10 protein-coding genes are annotated in these 17,282 nt (G+C 28.4%); 8 read left to right on the top strand and 2 right to left on the bottom strand.

Features of this window, described 5'->3' with window-relative positions; genetic code table 11:
- Position 1: 1 nt before the first annotated feature.
- Positions 2-1,828: a glutamine--fructose-6-phosphate transaminase (isomerizing) gene (glmS, locus tag RATSFB_RS04740; RefSeq protein ID WP_014094906.1), complete on the bottom strand. Its 1,827-nt coding sequence runs from the start codon at positions 1,826-1,828 to the stop codon at positions 2-4.
- Between the two features lie 124 nt (positions 1,829-1,952).
- Between glmS and RATSFB_RS04735 the strand changes: the two genes are divergently transcribed.
- The 5 genes from RATSFB_RS04735 to RATSFB_RS04715 all read left to right on the top strand — a co-directional run bounded on the left by RATSFB_RS04735 (position 1,953) and on the right by RATSFB_RS04715 (position 11,114).
- Positions 1,953-5,531: a S8 family peptidase gene (locus tag RATSFB_RS04735; RefSeq protein WP_014094905.1), complete on the top strand. Its 3,579-nt coding sequence runs from the start codon at positions 1,953-1,955 to the stop codon at positions 5,529-5,531.
- Positions 5,532-5,637: 106 nt separating this feature from the next.
- Positions 5,638-6,126, top strand: a complete 489-nt coding sequence (locus tag RATSFB_RS04730; protein ID WP_014094904.1) for a transposase — start codon at positions 5,638-5,640, stop codon at positions 6,124-6,126.
- A 187-nt stretch (positions 6,127-6,313) separates the two neighbouring features.
- Positions 6,314-7,699 carry a DNA repair protein RadA gene (radA, locus tag RATSFB_RS04725; RefSeq protein ID WP_014094903.1) on the top strand — a complete coding sequence of 462 codons (1,386 nt, stop codon included), beginning with the start codon at positions 6,314-6,316 and terminating at the stop codon, positions 7,697-7,699.
- A gap of 144 nt (positions 7,700-7,843) precedes the next feature.
- Positions 7,844-9,949, top strand: a complete 2,106-nt coding sequence (locus RATSFB_RS04720) for a methyl-accepting chemotaxis protein (RefSeq protein WP_014094902.1) — start codon at positions 7,844-7,846, stop codon at positions 9,947-9,949.
- A 25-nt stretch (positions 9,950-9,974) separates the two neighbouring features.
- Positions 9,975-11,114, top strand: coding sequence for an aminotransferase class I/II-fold pyridoxal phosphate-dependent enzyme (locus RATSFB_RS04715; protein WP_044035563.1), 1,140 nt, complete (start codon positions 9,975-9,977; stop codon positions 11,112-11,114).
- A gap of 66 nt (positions 11,115-11,180) precedes the next feature.
- Here the strand turns inward: RATSFB_RS04715 and RATSFB_RS04710 are convergent, their stop codons facing one another.
- Complete coding sequence (locus tag RATSFB_RS04710; protein ID WP_242821387.1) at positions 11,181-11,948, bottom strand: flagellin; 768 nt, start codon at positions 11,946-11,948, stop codon at positions 11,181-11,183.
- A gap of 147 nt (positions 11,949-12,095) precedes the next feature.
- On the opposite strand from RATSFB_RS04710, the gene RATSFB_RS04705 reads away from it, so the two are divergent.
- The 3 genes from RATSFB_RS04705 to RATSFB_RS04695 all read left to right on the top strand — a co-directional run bounded on the left by RATSFB_RS04705 (position 12,096) and on the right by RATSFB_RS04695 (position 17,253).
- The gene (locus tag RATSFB_RS04705; protein ID WP_044035562.1) at positions 12,096-13,070 is read left to right on the top strand and encodes a sodium:calcium antiporter; all 975 of its coding nucleotides are present in this window, start codon (positions 12,096-12,098) and stop codon (positions 13,068-13,070) included.
- A 12-nt stretch (positions 13,071-13,082) separates the two neighbouring features.
- Positions 13,083-13,916, top strand: a complete 834-nt coding sequence (locus RATSFB_RS04700; RefSeq protein WP_044035561.1) for a polysaccharide deacetylase family protein — start codon at positions 13,083-13,085, stop codon at positions 13,914-13,916.
- Positions 13,917-14,097: 181 nt separating this feature from the next.
- Positions 14,098-17,253: a DUF4214 domain-containing protein gene (locus RATSFB_RS04695; RefSeq protein WP_014094897.1), complete on the top strand. Its 3,156-nt coding sequence runs from the start codon at positions 14,098-14,100 to the stop codon at positions 17,251-17,253.
- Positions 17,254-17,282 lie beyond the last annotated feature (29 nt).

The following is a 17,282-nucleotide window of genomic DNA, read 5'->3' as shown; positions in this document are numbered from 1 at the left end:
TTTATTCAACTGTTACAGATTTTGCAAGATTGCGAGGCTTGTCAACGTCGTTACCTCTAAATGTTGAAACATAATAAGCAAAAAGCTGCAATGGAATTATAGATAATAGTGGAGTAAAAATATCTAATGTATTAGGTATTAATATAAGTTCGTCGCAACAATCATTTGGGAACTTTAAAGTTTCTTTTGTAATAGCTAAAACTTTTGCTCCACGTGCTTTAACTTCTTTTGTATTGGCCATCATTTTTTCTATTAATTTGTCTTGAGTCGAGAGAGCAACAACAAAGGTTTTATCATTAACGAGTGCTATTGTTCCATGTTTTAATTCTCCAGCACCTATTGCAAAAGAATTTATATATGAAATTTCTTTGAGTTTAAGACTTGCCTCAAATGAAATATCCATATCTAGAGTTCGTCCCATATAAAAAATATTTTCATTTTGGAATTGTTTATGTGCAATGTCTTTAATTTTTTGAGTATTATCTAGTATTGTCTGGGCTTTTTCTGGAATTGTTTGAAGCTCTTTTAAAAATTTTTCAATTTGGTTATCGTTTAAAAATTTCAACAACTTTCCAAACTCTAGTGCAATAAGATTTAAAGCAAGTAATTGGCATGTGAAAATTTTTGTTGATGCAACTCCTATTTCAGGTCCACCGATTGTATAGAATATATAATCCGATTCACGAGTTATTGAAGATCCGATAATGTTAACTATGCTTAATATCTTTGCTCCCTTTTCTTTTGCAAGTCTTATACTCTGAATCGTATCTAAAGTTTCACCTGACTGTGAAATACAAATAACTAAAGTTTTGTCATCAATTATTGGATCGTTGTATCTGAATTCTGAGGCTATTTCACATATAATATCTATTCCTACAAATTTTCTAAAAATATATTTTCCGATTAACCCTGCATTATAGGCTGTACCACATCCGACAATGTAAAATTTATTAAAATTTCTCAGTTCTTCCTCTGTTATATTTAGGTTTTGAATATTTAATTTATTTTTAATTATATTGTGATTTAATATGTTTTTCAGTGTCTTTGGTTGTTCATGAATTTCTTTAAGTGTGAAATGATCAAAATTTTCTTTCTCAGCTTCTTCAACTTGCCATGTGATTTCAATGGATTCTCTTTCAATAGAATTTCCAGACTCATCGTATATATTTATGTAATCTTTTGTAATCTCTACAAATTCATTATTTTCAATTAATATTACATTTTTGGTGTATTTTAAAATTGCAGGTATATCTGATGCTATGAAATTTTCATTTTCACCAACACCAACTATGAGTGGGCTGTCTTTTCTTACAGCTATTATTTTGTTAGGATCATCTTTTGCAATTACACTCAGAGCATATGATCCAGTTAATTTTTGAGTGACTTTATAGAGTGTACTTAATAAATTCCCATTCCATAGATGATCTATTAAATGTGCTATAACCTCTGTGTCTGTTTCTGATTTTAATTTAATATTAAAATTTTTTTCCAATAACTCTTTAAGTTCAATGTAGTTTTCAATTATTCCATTGTGTACTATTGCAATTGTATTTATTGAATTTGTGTGCGGATGAGCATTTATATCTGAGGGTTCACCGTGAGTTGCCCATCTTGTATGCCCTATTCCGATATTGCTTGTTAGTTTTATGTTAGATAACTTTCTTTCTAAATTTGAGATGTTGCCTTTTGACTTTTCGATAAATATAGATCCTTGAGATAATAAGGCTATTCCTGCTGAATCATATCCCCTATATTCAAGTTTTTTAAGTCCATGAATCAATATAGGTAAGGCATTTTTTGATCCTGTATATCCAATTATACCGCACATAACAATACCTCCAAAAATTATTACTTTCCATATAATTCTAGCAAAAAATATTTTTGATATCAATCAACTATTAGTATTTAAAAATATAGTTTATTATAGAATAATTTTTTAAAATAGGTAGTAAATGAGTGAAATTTTAAAATTAGTTTTAAAAGAAAAATCTATTTATAATAGATCAAAACTTTATAAAACAATTGTGCATGATAAGTTTAAACATAATGATAAAGTGCCGATAATTTATAGTTACTTAGGTGAAGTTGATTTTGAAAATTATTTAAAAGATTTGGAGATTGAACAATATCCTTTAAAAGGTAATTTTGGTATTATTCATTTAAATATTGGTGAGCTTGATATAGTAAATGAAATTTTTAATGATTTTAAAAATGAAATTTATTTTGATTTTTCATATCCAATTGTATTAAATGATTCAAATTCTAATTTTAATTCCTGTGTTACTGATCTTAATAATTCTCAAAAATTATATGGATCAGATGTTGTTATTGCATTTATAGATTCGGGCATTGATTATACTATCAATGCTTTTAGAAATGAGGATGGAACAACAAGAATTAAATATATGTATAACGCTACAACAGGAGATCTTTATAATTCGGATCAAATAAATGAGGCACTTAGAAGTGAAGATCCTTTTAGCGTTATTAGTGAGCGTGACTATAAAGGTCATGGAACAGAAGTTGCATCTCTTGCTTGTGCTGGAGGAAATATAAATATTAATTCATATGGTGTAGCACCTAGAGCATCTATAATTAGTGTAAATAGTACAACAAATATTGATTCAACTATTGTACTTTTTCACACTATTATGATGGGACTCGATTTTTTAGCAAAAAAACAAGATGAAGAGAAGTTCCCATTAGTTGTAAATTTAAGTTTTAGTACTAACTATGGAGCTCATACTGGGACAAGTTTATTTGCAGAATATGTAAGAAATTTTGCTACGAGAGAAAATACTACTGTTGTAGTGTCTGCTGGTAATGAAGGAGGTGCAGCACATCACAAAAGTGGAACTATTGTTCAAGATGGAGAAGATGTTGGAATTGAAATTTCAGGTAATCATGAGCTTGTTATAGTTTCATTATATAAAGGAGTTCTGTCTGATGTGGTTGTAACGATAAGTTCACCCTCTACAGGAGTAAGTCGTCCTATAAGATTGTTTGAGGGTAATCAGCGTGCACGAGTAGGAGCAGATGTTGTTGATGTTTTGTATACCGGTCCTACAAGATATAATGTTTTTGGTGAATGTTTAATTAGTATTGGAGCATATAGAAATTCAACTATTGAGGAAGGAATCTGGAATATAAACATTAAGTTATATAATGAGTTTGAGAGTACTTACAATATGTGGTTGCCAACAACTGAGTCTATTGGTAGAAGTACTCGATTTTTGAAACCTGATAATAATGATACTTTAGGTTCTCCTGCTACTGTATATAATGTAATTTCTGTTGGAAGTTATAACTATAGGCGTGAAAGTGTTTCTATTTTCTCAGGTAAGGGATCTATTGACGACAAAAATAATTTAAAGCCTGATGTATTAGCTCCGGGAGAGAACGTTAGAGTTATAGGAATTGGTGGAAGAGAATATGTGGTTTCGGGTACAAGTTTTTCGACTCCAATCGTTTCTGGAATATGTGCACTCTTGATGGAGTGGGGAATTGTTAAAAAAAATAAACCCAATTTGTATGGAGAAGTTATAAAATATTTTTTAGTTAGGGGAGCAAATAGAGTTAGGGGAATAGATTATCCGAATAATTCTTATGGATATGGATTTATTTGTGGATCTAAGGCATTTATAGATATTGAGGATAGCGTTGATAATATTTTATACGATATAAGAAGGGATGAATTTGGCAAGAATAGAGAATTGGAGGAGCAAGAAATCATAAACCCTATTCAAACTTATGATCAACTTGAAAATATAAATATTTTAAAATATGATGACATGAATATTAATATTTGTTCGCTTAATAATCTTAGCGATGATAGTAGAGCACAATTTTTAGTGACTGTTCAAAATAATGTGAACTTTACTGATAAAGATTATTGTATTTATCCTTTAAAAGAGGAAAATGAAGAAGTTTACCTATCAATATTATCATTCCCGATAAATAAATTAGATATGTTATATGAAAATTATGTTCCGGATGGATCAGTAAATATTGAAGCTTCCTATTATTATACACTCTGTAGTGAGAGTATATCTCCATTATCAGATTCAGGAATTTACCAAACACAAAGTAATGAATATTTGGATTTAACAGGAAGAGATGTGATAATTGGAATAATAGATACAGGAATTGATTATTTGAATGAAAATTTTATGGATGAGCTTGATCAAACTAGGATTTTAGAAATTTGGGATCAAACAATTGATGATGATGTACATCAACCTAATGTTCTTTTTGGGAAAATTTATACAAAGGAAGATATAGATTCTGCAATCAGGCTTAAAAAAAGCGGAGGAGATCCATATACAATTGTTCCATCTAGAGATATAAATGGACATGGAACATCGATGGCTGGAATTACAAGTTCCTCTGGGGTTGGTTTGATTAGAGGAGCGGCACCTGCAAGTAATATAGTTGTTGTGAAATTAAGAGAAGTGTATGATACTTTAAGAGATGTATTGGATTTTCCTAAAGATATAGCTATATATAATGAGGTTGTAATATATTTAGCACTTAGGTATTTGAGGTCAATTAGATTTAAATATAATAAACCAGTTTCTGTTTTATTGCCAGTTCAATCTAATGCTGGATATCATACTGGAGAATCCTTTATTTCAAAACAAATTACAGAGTATTCGAAAAATTCAGGATTTATTGTTTCAGTTCCATGTGGAGATCAGGCAAACAAAGAAATACATGTTGAGGGTCAAATTGATAAAAAAAATGGAGAAGAAGTTATAGAATTTTTTTCAGATAGAGGACAAACGCGTTTAAAAATTGATATATTTATAGAATATTATGCAAAGGCAGCATTTTATATAATTTCTCCTTCAGGTGAGAGAACCAGAGAATTTGATGTTAAGGGAGTTACTTATAATAAGTATAATTTTAAATTTCTGTTAGAGCAGACAGAGATGAAAATATTTTGTGAGATTAAAGAAACATCTATTTCTATTATTCAATATGTTGGGATTTCATTTGTGAATTTGAAATCAGGAATTTGGCAGATAGTTATTGTATCAAAAGATGATATAAAATTAAAGTATGATGCCTATTTGCCGATTAAGGAACTTTTAAAACCAGATACTAGGTTTTTGAATTCAACATCAATTAGTACAGTTACTCAACCAAGCTCAGCACACCTTGCCATTGCTATGGCTTATTATAATCAAAACCTTACTTCAATTGTAACAAAGTCGGGTCAGGGATTTACACTCGATAATAGAATTGTACCGCTTCTTGCTGCAGGTGGCGTAGATATTTTGACCATAGGAAAAGGTGGAAGGGAAATTTTTATGACTGGAAGTTCTGTTGCTGCAGCTGTAGCTGCTGGAGGTATCGCATTAATTTTAGAATGGGGAATTGTAAGAAAAAATAAATTAAATTTAGATTCTACTATTATAATGTGGTTGCTTGTGAGTTCAGCTGTAACTCCAAAAGGTTATGAATATCCAAATAGATATTGGGGATATGGAATTTTAAATATAAGAAACGTATTTGATGTTTTAAGATAAAATTTTTAGCTTACTAAAAAAATTTTTTTAGTAAGCTTTTTTTGTGTATAAAAAATTTTAAGATTGAAATAATCACAACATAAATATGACTGCGGGGGTATTTAATATGGATAATATTAAAGTTACAGATATAGATATAAAAATTGAAAGTAAGGAAGATATAATAAATTATCTTAAAAGCACAGATAGGATTGACTATAATGCACTTATAAATATTTTTAAGTCAAATGACGAAATTATATTGAGCAGAAAAGAAATTATATCTTTATTAAAAATTATAAATGACAAGAGTAATAGAAGATGTCCTTATTGTGATAGTAGATTTATATCAAGACATCAAAAGTATACTAAATATAAGGATGGAGTTACAAAAGAAAGATTCAGATGTAAAGAGTGCAGAAAAACTTTTTCGGATACAACAAATACAATATTTCATAATGCGAAGTTACCGTTTGAAAAAATTCAAATGTGTGTAAAAGAAGTAACTAGCGACAATACTATAAGGAAAGCTGCAAAAAATTTAGATATTTCAGTTCCTACAGCCTTTTATATGAAACACAAAATATTAAACAATAAGGTAGCTGTTGATATTTGATGTGAAATGTTTTGATTTAATTTTTATAATATTAATTTTATAAGTTGTTATGGTTAAAGACTTCATAGGTAGAATTTGGAGAATAGTATTTTAAATATAAACACTACTTATTTTAAGTAGTGTTTATATTTGTTTATATTATGATATAATCGATTTACCTTTTATTTAAAATTTGTTGGAGGTAAATTTGAAAATTAAAACGGTTTATACATGTTCAAATTGTAAATTTGAACAAGCTAAATGGTCGGGCAAATGTCCTAATTGTAATGTTTGGAATTCTTTTGAAGAGTCTGAGGTACTTAAAAAGGCAAATGCTAAGGTTAATACATACACAAAAACTTTGACTACTTCTAAGAAGGCTCAAAAACTTTTAAATGTAGAAGTACTTAATAGCGATAGAATAGTAACTGATATTAGTGAGTTTAATAGAGTTGTTGGCGGTGGGATTGTAAGAGATTCTATAAGTATACTCGCGGCAAGACCAGGAGCAGGGAAATCAACATTATTACTTCAGGTTGCTTATGATATTTCAAAAAAAGGGTTTAAAGTTTTGTATGCATCTGGGGAAGAAAGTGAAAGTCAAATAAGGAAAAGAACTGATAGAATAATTCCTGAATTATCTGATGAAAATATATGGATATATTCTGATATTTCATTAAATAATGTAATTAGCGTAATTAATGACATTGATCCAGATTTTATAATAATCGATAGTATACAAACTTTTATACTAGAAGAATATTCGTCAAGACCAGGATCACCCACTCAAACAATGGAGTGTGCAAATGAGCTTTTGAGAATTGCAAAAAGTTCAAATAGGCCTAGAGCTGTTATGATAGTAGGACAAATGACTAAAGAAGATGAATTAGCTGGTGTTAGAGCTTTAGAGCATTTGGTTGATTGTGTGCTTATGATAGAAGGAGATAATTTTGAGGAATTGAGATCTCTTATTTGTACAAAAAATAGATTTGGAAGTACTGGAGAGGTAGGATTTTTCTCTATGACAGAGAGAGGTATGGTTTCTATTGATAATCCATCACAGTTTTTTATGACACAGAGAGATGAAAATAATGAAGTTTTTGGAAGTTGTCTAGGTGTTGTGAAAGAAGGTAATAGATGTATTGTTGTTGAAATTGAAAGTCTTGTTTCAAATTCTATAACGCCATACCCTTCAAGAATTTCTGATTGTTTAAAGAGAGATCAATTAAACACTCTTATTTCAATTTTAGAAGAGAGAGGACGAATAAAATTATTTGATAAAAATATTGTAATTAAATCTACTGGTGGTATTAGATTGAGGGAACAGTGTGTTAATTTATCCATCATTATTAGTATAGTTTCTTCTATAAAGAACAAAGCTATAGATAATGGCTATGTGTTTATTGGTGATGTTGGACTTACAGGGGAAATAAAAAGAGTTCCATCTATGGAACTTAGACTTAAAGAAATTGATAGATTGGGATTTAAAAGAGTTTATGTTCCTTATGGTGAGAATTATAGGGTGGGAAATTTTAAAAATATAGAAATAAAAGCTTTTAAATATATACATGAAGTTATTAATGACATATTTTAAAGCAGGGAATTTCATTATATGTAATTCCTTGCTTTTTTTACCTTTAAAAATTTAGATAAATCATGTTTTAAATGAAGAAAAATAACAAATAATATTTTATATATTTTATGCTTATTGTGGTTTTAAGAAAGTGGGAATTTTTATATGTCTCTTAAATTTAAGATATTATTATTCAGTATAGTTATTTCTATATTAAACGTTTTAATTGCTTCGTTCGGACTTTCTATAATTAAAAATGATTTTTTAATTCAAAAAGTTGATGCTTTAAGAGGAAAGTCACAAATTACATCATTACAGATTGAAAATCAAATAAATAATTATATTTTAGATTTTAAATTTTTAGGAACAATGATTAAAGACTCTCAGTACATAGTTGAAGATAGTCAAATAAATAATGATAAACCTTATTCTATTATTAGAGATTATATAAATTTGAATAATAATTTTGTAAAAGATGTAACAATTATTAATTCTGAAGGTGTAGTTGAAGTATCTACAAACAGAAGGTTAGAGGGAACAAAGGTAGATAATTTAGATGATATTGTAAAAAATAACAAATTAAAAGATGATTATGGTGTGTATTTAGACTTTGATTCTAATAAAGGGGAAGTTGATATTGTTTTAGTATCGAATATTCCTAATACTAATGGTTTATCGGATAAATATTTGTGTGGAATATTATCATCTGATTTAATTAAAGAAATCGTTTCCAATATGAAAATTGATATATTACATGATAGCAATGTTGAAATTTATACTGCTGATAAGCGAGTTGTTTATTCTGATTTTAAAAATATTGTTGGAGAGTACTTAAATGATGAAAATATGCTGACTAATATATCAAAATCTGATTCCGGAAATCTTTTATATTTAAGTGATATAAATATCGGGAAAAGAGATTATAAGATGTTGACTTATTATATTTCAGGACTTAAATGGAAGATTTCTTATTTTGCATCTGTATCATCTATGGATGAGTCGTTTACAAAGAATCAAATAATTACTTGTATATTGTTAGGAGCATTTGTAATTTTACTTACGATTATATCATTGTTTACACTTAAATTCCTGATTTTATCAAGATTAGAAGAAAATGATAGGATAATTGATAAGACATCAAATTTTGAACTTATAGATAATTACAAGCTTAATAATAATTCCAAGGATGAGTTGAGTAAATCTTATAATAGTTTAATTAGAATGAGATTAAATATTGGGAAAATGATAAAAACAATTAAGATTAAGATAGTTGATTTGAACTCTAAGTATAACGATATTGAATTTTTAACAAAAGAATTGAAAGATTCCACTACAATTACATCGTCTGAAACGGATAATTTATATGCTGGTATGGAAGAAACAAATGCGACTCTTCAAGAAATAACAGCTTCATCAAAACTTATAAGTGATGAGATGTTTAACATAAAAATGAACGCTGAAAAAGGATATGATAGTACTCAAGATATTTCTAAGAGAACTAATTTGATAAAGAGTAATATCACAGAGTCAAAAGATAAAGCTATACAGATTTATGAAAATGTTAAGAGTGATTTGGAAACAGCAATAGATAAATCAAAAGAAGTTGATGAAATTAATACTCTTACAGAATCTATTTTGAGTATTGCTAGTCAGACAAATTTACTTGCACTTAATGCGGCAATTGAGGCAGCGAGAGCAGGAGAGGCAGGAAAAGGATTTGCTGTTGTTGCAGAGGAAATTAGGACTCTTGCGGAAGAAAGTTCAGTTACAGCAAACAATATTAAGAGTATAGCTCAGAATGTTAATACATCTATTGAAAGTTTGATTACAAGTTCAAGACAAATTTTGGACTTTATAGATAATAAAATTATTCTTGATTATGATAGCTTTATAGATAGCAGTGAAGAATATAGAAGTGACACATTTAAGATTAATGATTTTATGAAAAATTTCTTGGATATATCTAAGAAAGTAAGTGATGCAGTTGAAACAATAGTTGGATCAATAACTGAAATTTCAACTACTGTTAATACTGGAACTATTGGATTGTCAAATATTTCTGATAAGAATTTTCAGATTGTTGAGAAGATAGATAGTTTGAAACATTTTATTAAGGAAAATAAACTTACAACAGCTCAATTGAATAATATTGTAAACAAATTTAAAATTTCAGAGGATCTTCATCTACAAATAGTAGAAAGCAATCAGGAGTATTCCATGAATCAAAATAATTTTGAAGATAATGGAGAAAAAGTTGACGACATAGAATAAAAGTTTTGTGTTAAGGGGGAGAAGTATGGGAGCAACTAATATTAAAAATAATTATCAATATTCAAATTTGGATACTAATAAATTTGATTTAATAATGCACGAAACTGAGAAAATGTATTTCTTAAGTCCAAAACCTATAATGTTTGTGATACAGAATTATGATCTTTTTGAAAATCAGATAAAGCAAGGTTATTATGATAAAGAATCATACAAGATGCTTATGAGTGCTTATTTTATGAAAGAGTATGAGTGGGAGATTGATATACAAAATATACAGTATATACCGAGTGATGAAATGGCGTATACGTTAATATTTGAGTCATTGACTCAGGTGAATGATAATGTGGTTGTACTTTCTCCTTTAGAAAAAATACTACGTTATAAGATTTTGGCATCAAGTAGGAATCTTATATCAATACCACTTATTTATGAAGGAGATAAAGTGGAACTTGATTTTGAGCTTTTAGAAAAATATTCTAAGGGTTCTAAGGTTATGGTTATAAGTAATCCGCATTATCCTTCTGGAAGATGTTTTACTGAAGAGGAGCTAAAAAAACTTGGAGATATTGCGAGAAGGAATAATCTTTGGATTTTGAGTATTGAAGAAGGGTATGAATTAACAAGAGAAGGAGTTAAATATATTCCTCTTTCTAAAGCATTGAACAATAGTAGTAATGTTATAACATATTTAAGTCCATGCAAAACATTGAATTTGATGGATAGTACTATGGGTAATTTGGTTATAAATAATAAAAAATTTAGAGATTTTATGAAGCACCAGTTAAGTGAAAATAGTAGGTTTGCGATTAACGCAATAGATGTTGAAATATTTAATGTATTTTATAGTAGAATAGATATTTGGTTGAGGAAGCTCAGAGATTATGTCAATAAAAATTTTGAATTATTTGATACTTATCTTAAAAATATATTTGGGACAATGGAACTTGAAAAACCTGAGAGTGGAACTTTAGCATTTATTGATTTATCGAAATATGGATATATGCCTGAGGAACTTGAATATAGAATTTTAAAAAATGGTAAACTTACAGTTAAGTTTGGAGAAGAAATTGAAGGAAGTCTTCAAGGTAAGATTGCAATTAATATGGCCTATCCTAGAGAAATGTTGAAAGAATGTTTTAGTAGGATAAGAACAGTATTAAATTAAAAAGAAATATGTATACAAAAAAGGAAAGTATCACATAATTTATGATACTTTCCGTTTTTATTTTGACTATTTGTCTTTATTCAAGTCTTTCAAATAGGTATTACCTTCTTTAAGTAGTCCTTTTCTTGTTAGGTCTAACAATTTTTGGATAGATTCTTTACTTTCGTTGCTGCTCAATGCCATAAGATTTGCAGACATAATATCTGTAAGATTAACCTTAAGAAGTTTCTCTTCAGAATTTTTTATCGCTCTTTCTGAATATATAATGTAATCGAGAACTTCAGTAATTTTTTCATAGGCTTCATTGGCATTGATTTCATTTTTTATATTTATATTTTTAAGATTTAATTTGTTTGCATCGAGTTTTGGAATGAGAATGCAATTTTCTAGAGATTTTGAATCGAATACTTTAAATACAAGTTCATTTTTGCTGTTGTAAAATAAATTTTCACGTATATCAACGCTTAATTTATCTGAATCTTTATTAAATTTTTGACGTAATTCTTCGAATTTAAAATTTAGCGATTCACGACCAAAGGAAGTATTATTCTCATTTTTACATTTATCAAAAATTTCTTTCATTTCTATGATGGTTTTTTTTACTTCACTTAAAGTTGACTTAGCTATTTGCACATAAGTTATACCTATTTGATAATTGCGTGTTATATATTGTGATTCTGTTAGCTCATCCATAAGATAATTAATTTGAACATGGTCAGAAGTTGAGTTATCTTTGGATAAATTATTATCTATTTTTTCAATTTTAAAAACATTTAAGGCTTTTGTGATGTTAGAATTTTTATTTATCTTCATAGTTAGATCCTCCTTGATCAAGAATATACGTCCTTGTAAATAAGCCTTACTAATATTAATCGTAGCATGATTTGGAATTTTAATATATATTGTATAAAAATAGATTAGCTATTATAATAAAACATAGTTTTGTGATAAAGTTTAAAAAAATTAAGGGAGGAAACATTGTTGGTATATTTGATTTATATAATATTGGCAATAGCTGTAATAGTATTTTCGATAAAAGCAGCTGATTATGTTGATTTAATCGATAAAAAAACAAATATATCTGGGGCTTTTATAGGAGGAGTTGTGCTTGCAGCAGTGACATCTCTTCCTGAGTTATTCACAAGTATTTCTGGAGCGCTTATTTTAAATAATTCTGAGATTGTTTTGGGAAATATTCTAGGTAGCAATATTTTTAATTTAGCTACATTGTCTGTTATTGTTATTTTATTTATAAGGGGTTTTGTACAAAGCCAAATAAGTAAAAGTCATACTAAAATAACCATGTTTATTATAGTAATAAATATAATTTTATTTTTACCAGCTTATTTTTCAAAAGATTTTAACATTTTTAATATTAGTGTTGTTTCAATTTTAGTTTCGATTTTATATTTTACTTCTTTGAAATTTATGGCTACTAATGATATAGATGGTGGTCAAGATGGAGAAGAAGATGAGGAGAATAGTCTTACACTTAAACAAATTTTTATAAGATTTATACTTTCTAGCATAGGATTGGTTATTGCAAGTATTGCTATAACGTATGTAACAGATATAATTTCTATAAAATTAAATTTAGCTGCAAGTTTGAGTGGTGCTTTATTTTTAGGAATAGCAACATCACTCCCAGAGGTTACATCATGTCTGGCACTTGCTAAAAAATCAAAATTTAATTTAGTAGTAGGAAATATTATTGGAAGTAATATGTTTAATCTATTTATAATTTCGATAATAGATCTTTTGTATACAAGGACATCACTTTATTTTACTAATCATATACAAACGAAAATTTTATTATTATTTGGATTTATTGCAACGATATTTATTGCAATTTTGCTTATAGTTAAAAATTCCAACAAAAAGTTAAAATTTGTTTATTTGTTATTGAGTTTAGCAAGTATATTAACATATTTTCTATACTTAATTTTATCTTTGTAAGGAGGTGTTTAGTTGAAACGAAGGAAAGTATATAAGGTTTTTATATCATCGCTAATTTTGATATTCTTTTTATTTATAGGTGGTCAGGTTGCAAAATCATACTATGATGCGAAAAAAATATACGATGAAGTAAAGCCAGCACTTATTAATGAAGAAATGTTAAATAGGAAGGAAAAAAATGAAGTATTAATTTTGCTTTATCACAACGTGACAAATAGTAAGAAGGTAAGTCAAGAGGATGACTTATATGTACATATTGATGATTTTAGAGAGCAATTAGATTATATAGTTGAGAATGGATATAATGTAGTTACGTTGGAAGAATTATATAGATTACGTAAATCTTATGAAGAGATTCCGGCTAAAACATTAATTTTAACTTTTGATGATGGTGATAAAAGTTCATATGATACTATATTTCCTGAGCTTCAAAAACGGAATTTAAAGGCAAGTTTTTTTGTAACAACGAGACAACTTGGAGAAAAGGGATACGTGACAAAAGAAAATCTTGTAGAGATGCATAAAGCTGGTCAAGATATTGAAAGCCAAGGTCATAACAATGAAGATTTTATTAATACATCACTTGCTCAAGTTCATAAGTCCATGTATACAAGTAAAAAAATATTGGAAGAAACGTTAAATAAACCAATTTTATTTTTGGTTTATCCAAATTCTTCATTTAATTCTGAGGTCATAAGAGTTGCACAAAATGTAGGATATGAATGGGCATTATCAACAGAGCCAGGAAAATTTTTCGATCATTATATGATGATGGAAAGAGTTAGTATTCCAGGTGGAAGTGATCTTGAAATTTTCAAACAAAAATTAAGTGAATATGATTATTAAAAAATGGCTATTTTAAATAGCCATTTTTTTATTTTAAAATTATGAATATAAAAAAATAAAATGTTCATAATAGTTTTATCAGTAGTTAAGAAATTGCTGATTTATTAAAAAATTTTTTAAAAGGTTCGAGTTATTTATTTTTATAAGTGCTATTTTAAAATTTAGGAGGTTTAAGAAGGTTATGAATAGAAAAAAGATTACGCTTCTATTAACTGGATTAGCAATTGCCTCAAGTATATTTACGGGATGTACATCATCAAGCAAGAACTCTCAAGATAATAACACTAAAGTTTCTAGATATGATGAGAATGCATTGCAGAGAGCAACAGAAAGAATTGTAACAGAATTTAAAGAAGCAGCAGAGTATCCATACAATTCTAATGATCAATATCAATCTGGAGGATATCCAGATATTGCTTATGCTGATGATAAAACAGGAACAAATACAGTTAATGAATCAAATAATGAAATTAATAATGGATTTAATAACTCAGCAGATGAGAATTTAAATAACTATTCAGAAAATATAACGTCTGATGGATCAATGAATGGAAATGGAACGGAAAATAATTTGGCTTCATCAGAAAATATTTTTGGAACAAATGGGATGAATGAATTTCAAAATAATGCGTCTATTATGGAACCATTAAATGGTTTTGGAAGATTGTCAGACGATATAAATGGGATTGATGAATCAACAAATGATATAAACTCCAATGATGTTAAAGATAATGGAGTTACTTCAGGTACAGATGTTGATGGTAATGGACAAGTTATGAATGTATTGCCACAACAATCTCAAGTACAAGCACAAGATGCTAGAAATACACAAACTAATGTAGCTGGTAATATCGTGCCTGTTAGAAGTATTGGTAGTGTCGAATTAACTGGAGCTCAAGGACAGAAAAAACCACAAGGAACTATTAGGTTTAGTTTTAAGTTAACAGGAGATGTACTTTCTACTAAAGTTAATAATGGAAGTGGTACTCAGGTTGCTTTAGCTGATTTAATACAAAAGGCTTATGAGGAAACTTTACAAGATGCTAATACAAATTTTGAAGGAGCAGCTAAAGATACTACAGCAAGGGAAGCTTTACAAGCTGGATTAGCTGAAATATTTAATGTGACAGCTGGTAATAATTTTACATTCCAAGATAGCAAAGGTCAAATAGTTAATATACCATACACTGCTGCTAATATCTGTCCTCCAAAGAATCAAAATTCACAGTACGTAAGAAGAATAATTGATATTGATGGTATGTATAAAGGAAGTGGACAAAGATCTGTAAGAGCTACTTCACAAGATATTCCAATTACTCTTATTATGAGATTACAAGGTGCGGATGGACAAGGTAATGATGAATTAGCTACAAATACAAATTATACATTTGTTGGTTTAACAGGAAGCAATATTAAAAATAATGAGCTTCCAATAAAAGATGATAAAATTTTAACGGGATTAAATATTCCTCAAGCGACAACAGCAAAAGCCCCTTCTACTATAAATGTAATGAATAATGCAATATATGAAGAAACTACTACTGGTGGTAATACGACTACTACACAGGTTAGTGGAACATTTTATACAAGCCAGTTAGCAAAAAAATATTATCTTAATGTAGGAGATTTTGATTTTACTAGTGCTGATAATGTTGAGGCTAGAGGTACAACTATAAGATTTAAAGGAATTAAATTTGTTGATCCTGATGATAGTATAGTAAAGATTGAAATGAAGGATTCAGAGGATAAAACTTATACAGGATCATTAATTCAAGTTGATCCTGACGATAAAACAAAAGGTAAGTATTTACAGATTTCAGGATTAAGAACTGATAGTAACTATATTTTCACTGAAATTGATATAACTTCAAACACTGATGGTAAAGAACAAGTTAGTGTTCTTCAATTAAAAGAGAAGCAAACAACCGGAGCTGCAACTAAAAATACTAAGCCGATTAAAACAACAACATTTAGTGAGCCAAAATTAGAATTAGGAGCAAGTGGACCTAAACAAATGGTTACGCTTCCAGGAGGATTAAACGTACAAGCTGTTAAGAACGATGCAACTTCATTAAGATATGTATTGAAGGTTGATAATTCTGAAGATAATATCGGTGAATTAAGAGTAACAAGTTTAAGACCAGGAGAAGAGTCTAAGATTCAAAAAATAGTAGATAAGAAAGCTAAGATTAATTATTATGTAGTAACTTTGAGTAATCTTTCTAAAGCAACAGATTACAACTTTGTTAACTTAGAATTAGATTATAAAGATTATGATGGTAAAAATGGGGTTCTTAGAACAACATTAGCTCAAATCAATAGCAAGAGAGATGATGCAACAGTTGATAACGTAACAGAAAATAACCCTGTTAATGGACAAAGTACTTTTACAGTAGATATTGAAACAAACCATAAGTCTGATTATGCAAGAAGTACAAGAGTTCCTTTATTCATTGATGATATGAATGGAAGATTCGTTAGAATGAATTATATTCCATTAGAATCAAATCCTGATGTTAAAGTTGAGTATGATGGTTCTTATGTAAACGTATCAGGTTTAACTCCAAATACAAATACAACTATTACCCTTGAATTTGTTTATAATAATGATTCAAATACAGAGCAAAGCATTAGGAAATATGTAACTATAAAAACTCCAGTTATAGGAAATTTAGATATTAAAACAGATACGGCTACTATTAAAGATAATGAGGCGACAATTAAACTTGATTATTATTCAACTCCAAAATCACCTATTAAATCTGTATCAGTTGAAGATTCATCAGGTAAAAAATATACTTCTAATTGGGATTCTGCTACAAATTCAATTCTTGTACAAGGATTGGATGCTAATACAGAATTTAAAGGATTAATAGCTAAATTTACTCTTGAAAATACAGAAATTGTAGAATATCCATTAACTACATTTAAAACTGGAACAGTTACTCCAAAACCAACAGGAGATGTTGCAAACTTTGTATCTAGAGTTTATACAATAGCTCTTGGGCGTGAGCCAGAGGTTGAAGGATGGAATTTCTGGATTAATAAATTAACATCAAAAGAACTTTCAGCTACAGAGTTTATTGCAGAAAACCTAATGACTCAACCAGAGTTTATTGAAAGAGAATTAAATAAACAACAGTTTGTTACAACTATGTATTCATTAATAGTTAACAGAACTCCAGATGAAGATGGACAAAGCTATTGGGAAAGAAAATATAACGAATATAGAGAACAAACAAGTACAGTTGCAAGTTTGAGAATTAAAATTGCAAGAGAAATGATGAATGAAAAAGAATTTAAAGATTTAGTAACTTCATTGGGATTAAATTATTAGTTGATATAAATTAACAAATGTTATTTATG

Source organism: Candidatus Arthromitus sp. SFB-rat-Yit (genome assembly GCF_000283555.1).
In the GTDB taxonomy this organism is placed as follows: Bacteria; Bacillota; Clostridia; order Clostridiales; family Clostridiaceae; genus Dwaynesavagella.
Note: the sequence above shows the minus strand (reverse complement) of the source record. Positions and strands in the feature narration are given on the sequence as shown.

Bases quoted from the DNA above. Each gene is read 5' to 3' on its own strand.
- RATSFB_RS04720 (WP_014094902.1), top strand. From the start codon at position 7,844: ATGTCTCTTAAATTTAAGATATTATTATTCAGTATAGTTATTTCTATA.
- RATSFB_RS04730 (WP_014094904.1), top strand. From the start codon at position 5,638: ATGGATAATATTAAAGTTACAGATATAGATATAAAAATTGAAAGTAAG.
- glmS (WP_014094906.1), bottom strand. From the start codon at position 1,828: ATGTGCGGTATAATTGGATATACAGGATCAAAAAATGCCTTACCTATA.
- RATSFB_RS04735 (WP_014094905.1), top strand. From the start codon at position 1,953: ATGAGTGAAATTTTAAAATTAGTTTTAAAAGAAAAATCTATTTATAAT.
- RATSFB_RS04695 (WP_014094897.1), top strand. From the start codon at position 14,098: ATGAATAGAAAAAAGATTACGCTTCTATTAACTGGATTAGCAATTGCC.
- RATSFB_RS04715 (WP_044035563.1), top strand. From the start codon at position 9,975: ATGGGAGCAACTAATATTAAAAATAATTATCAATATTCAAATTTGGAT.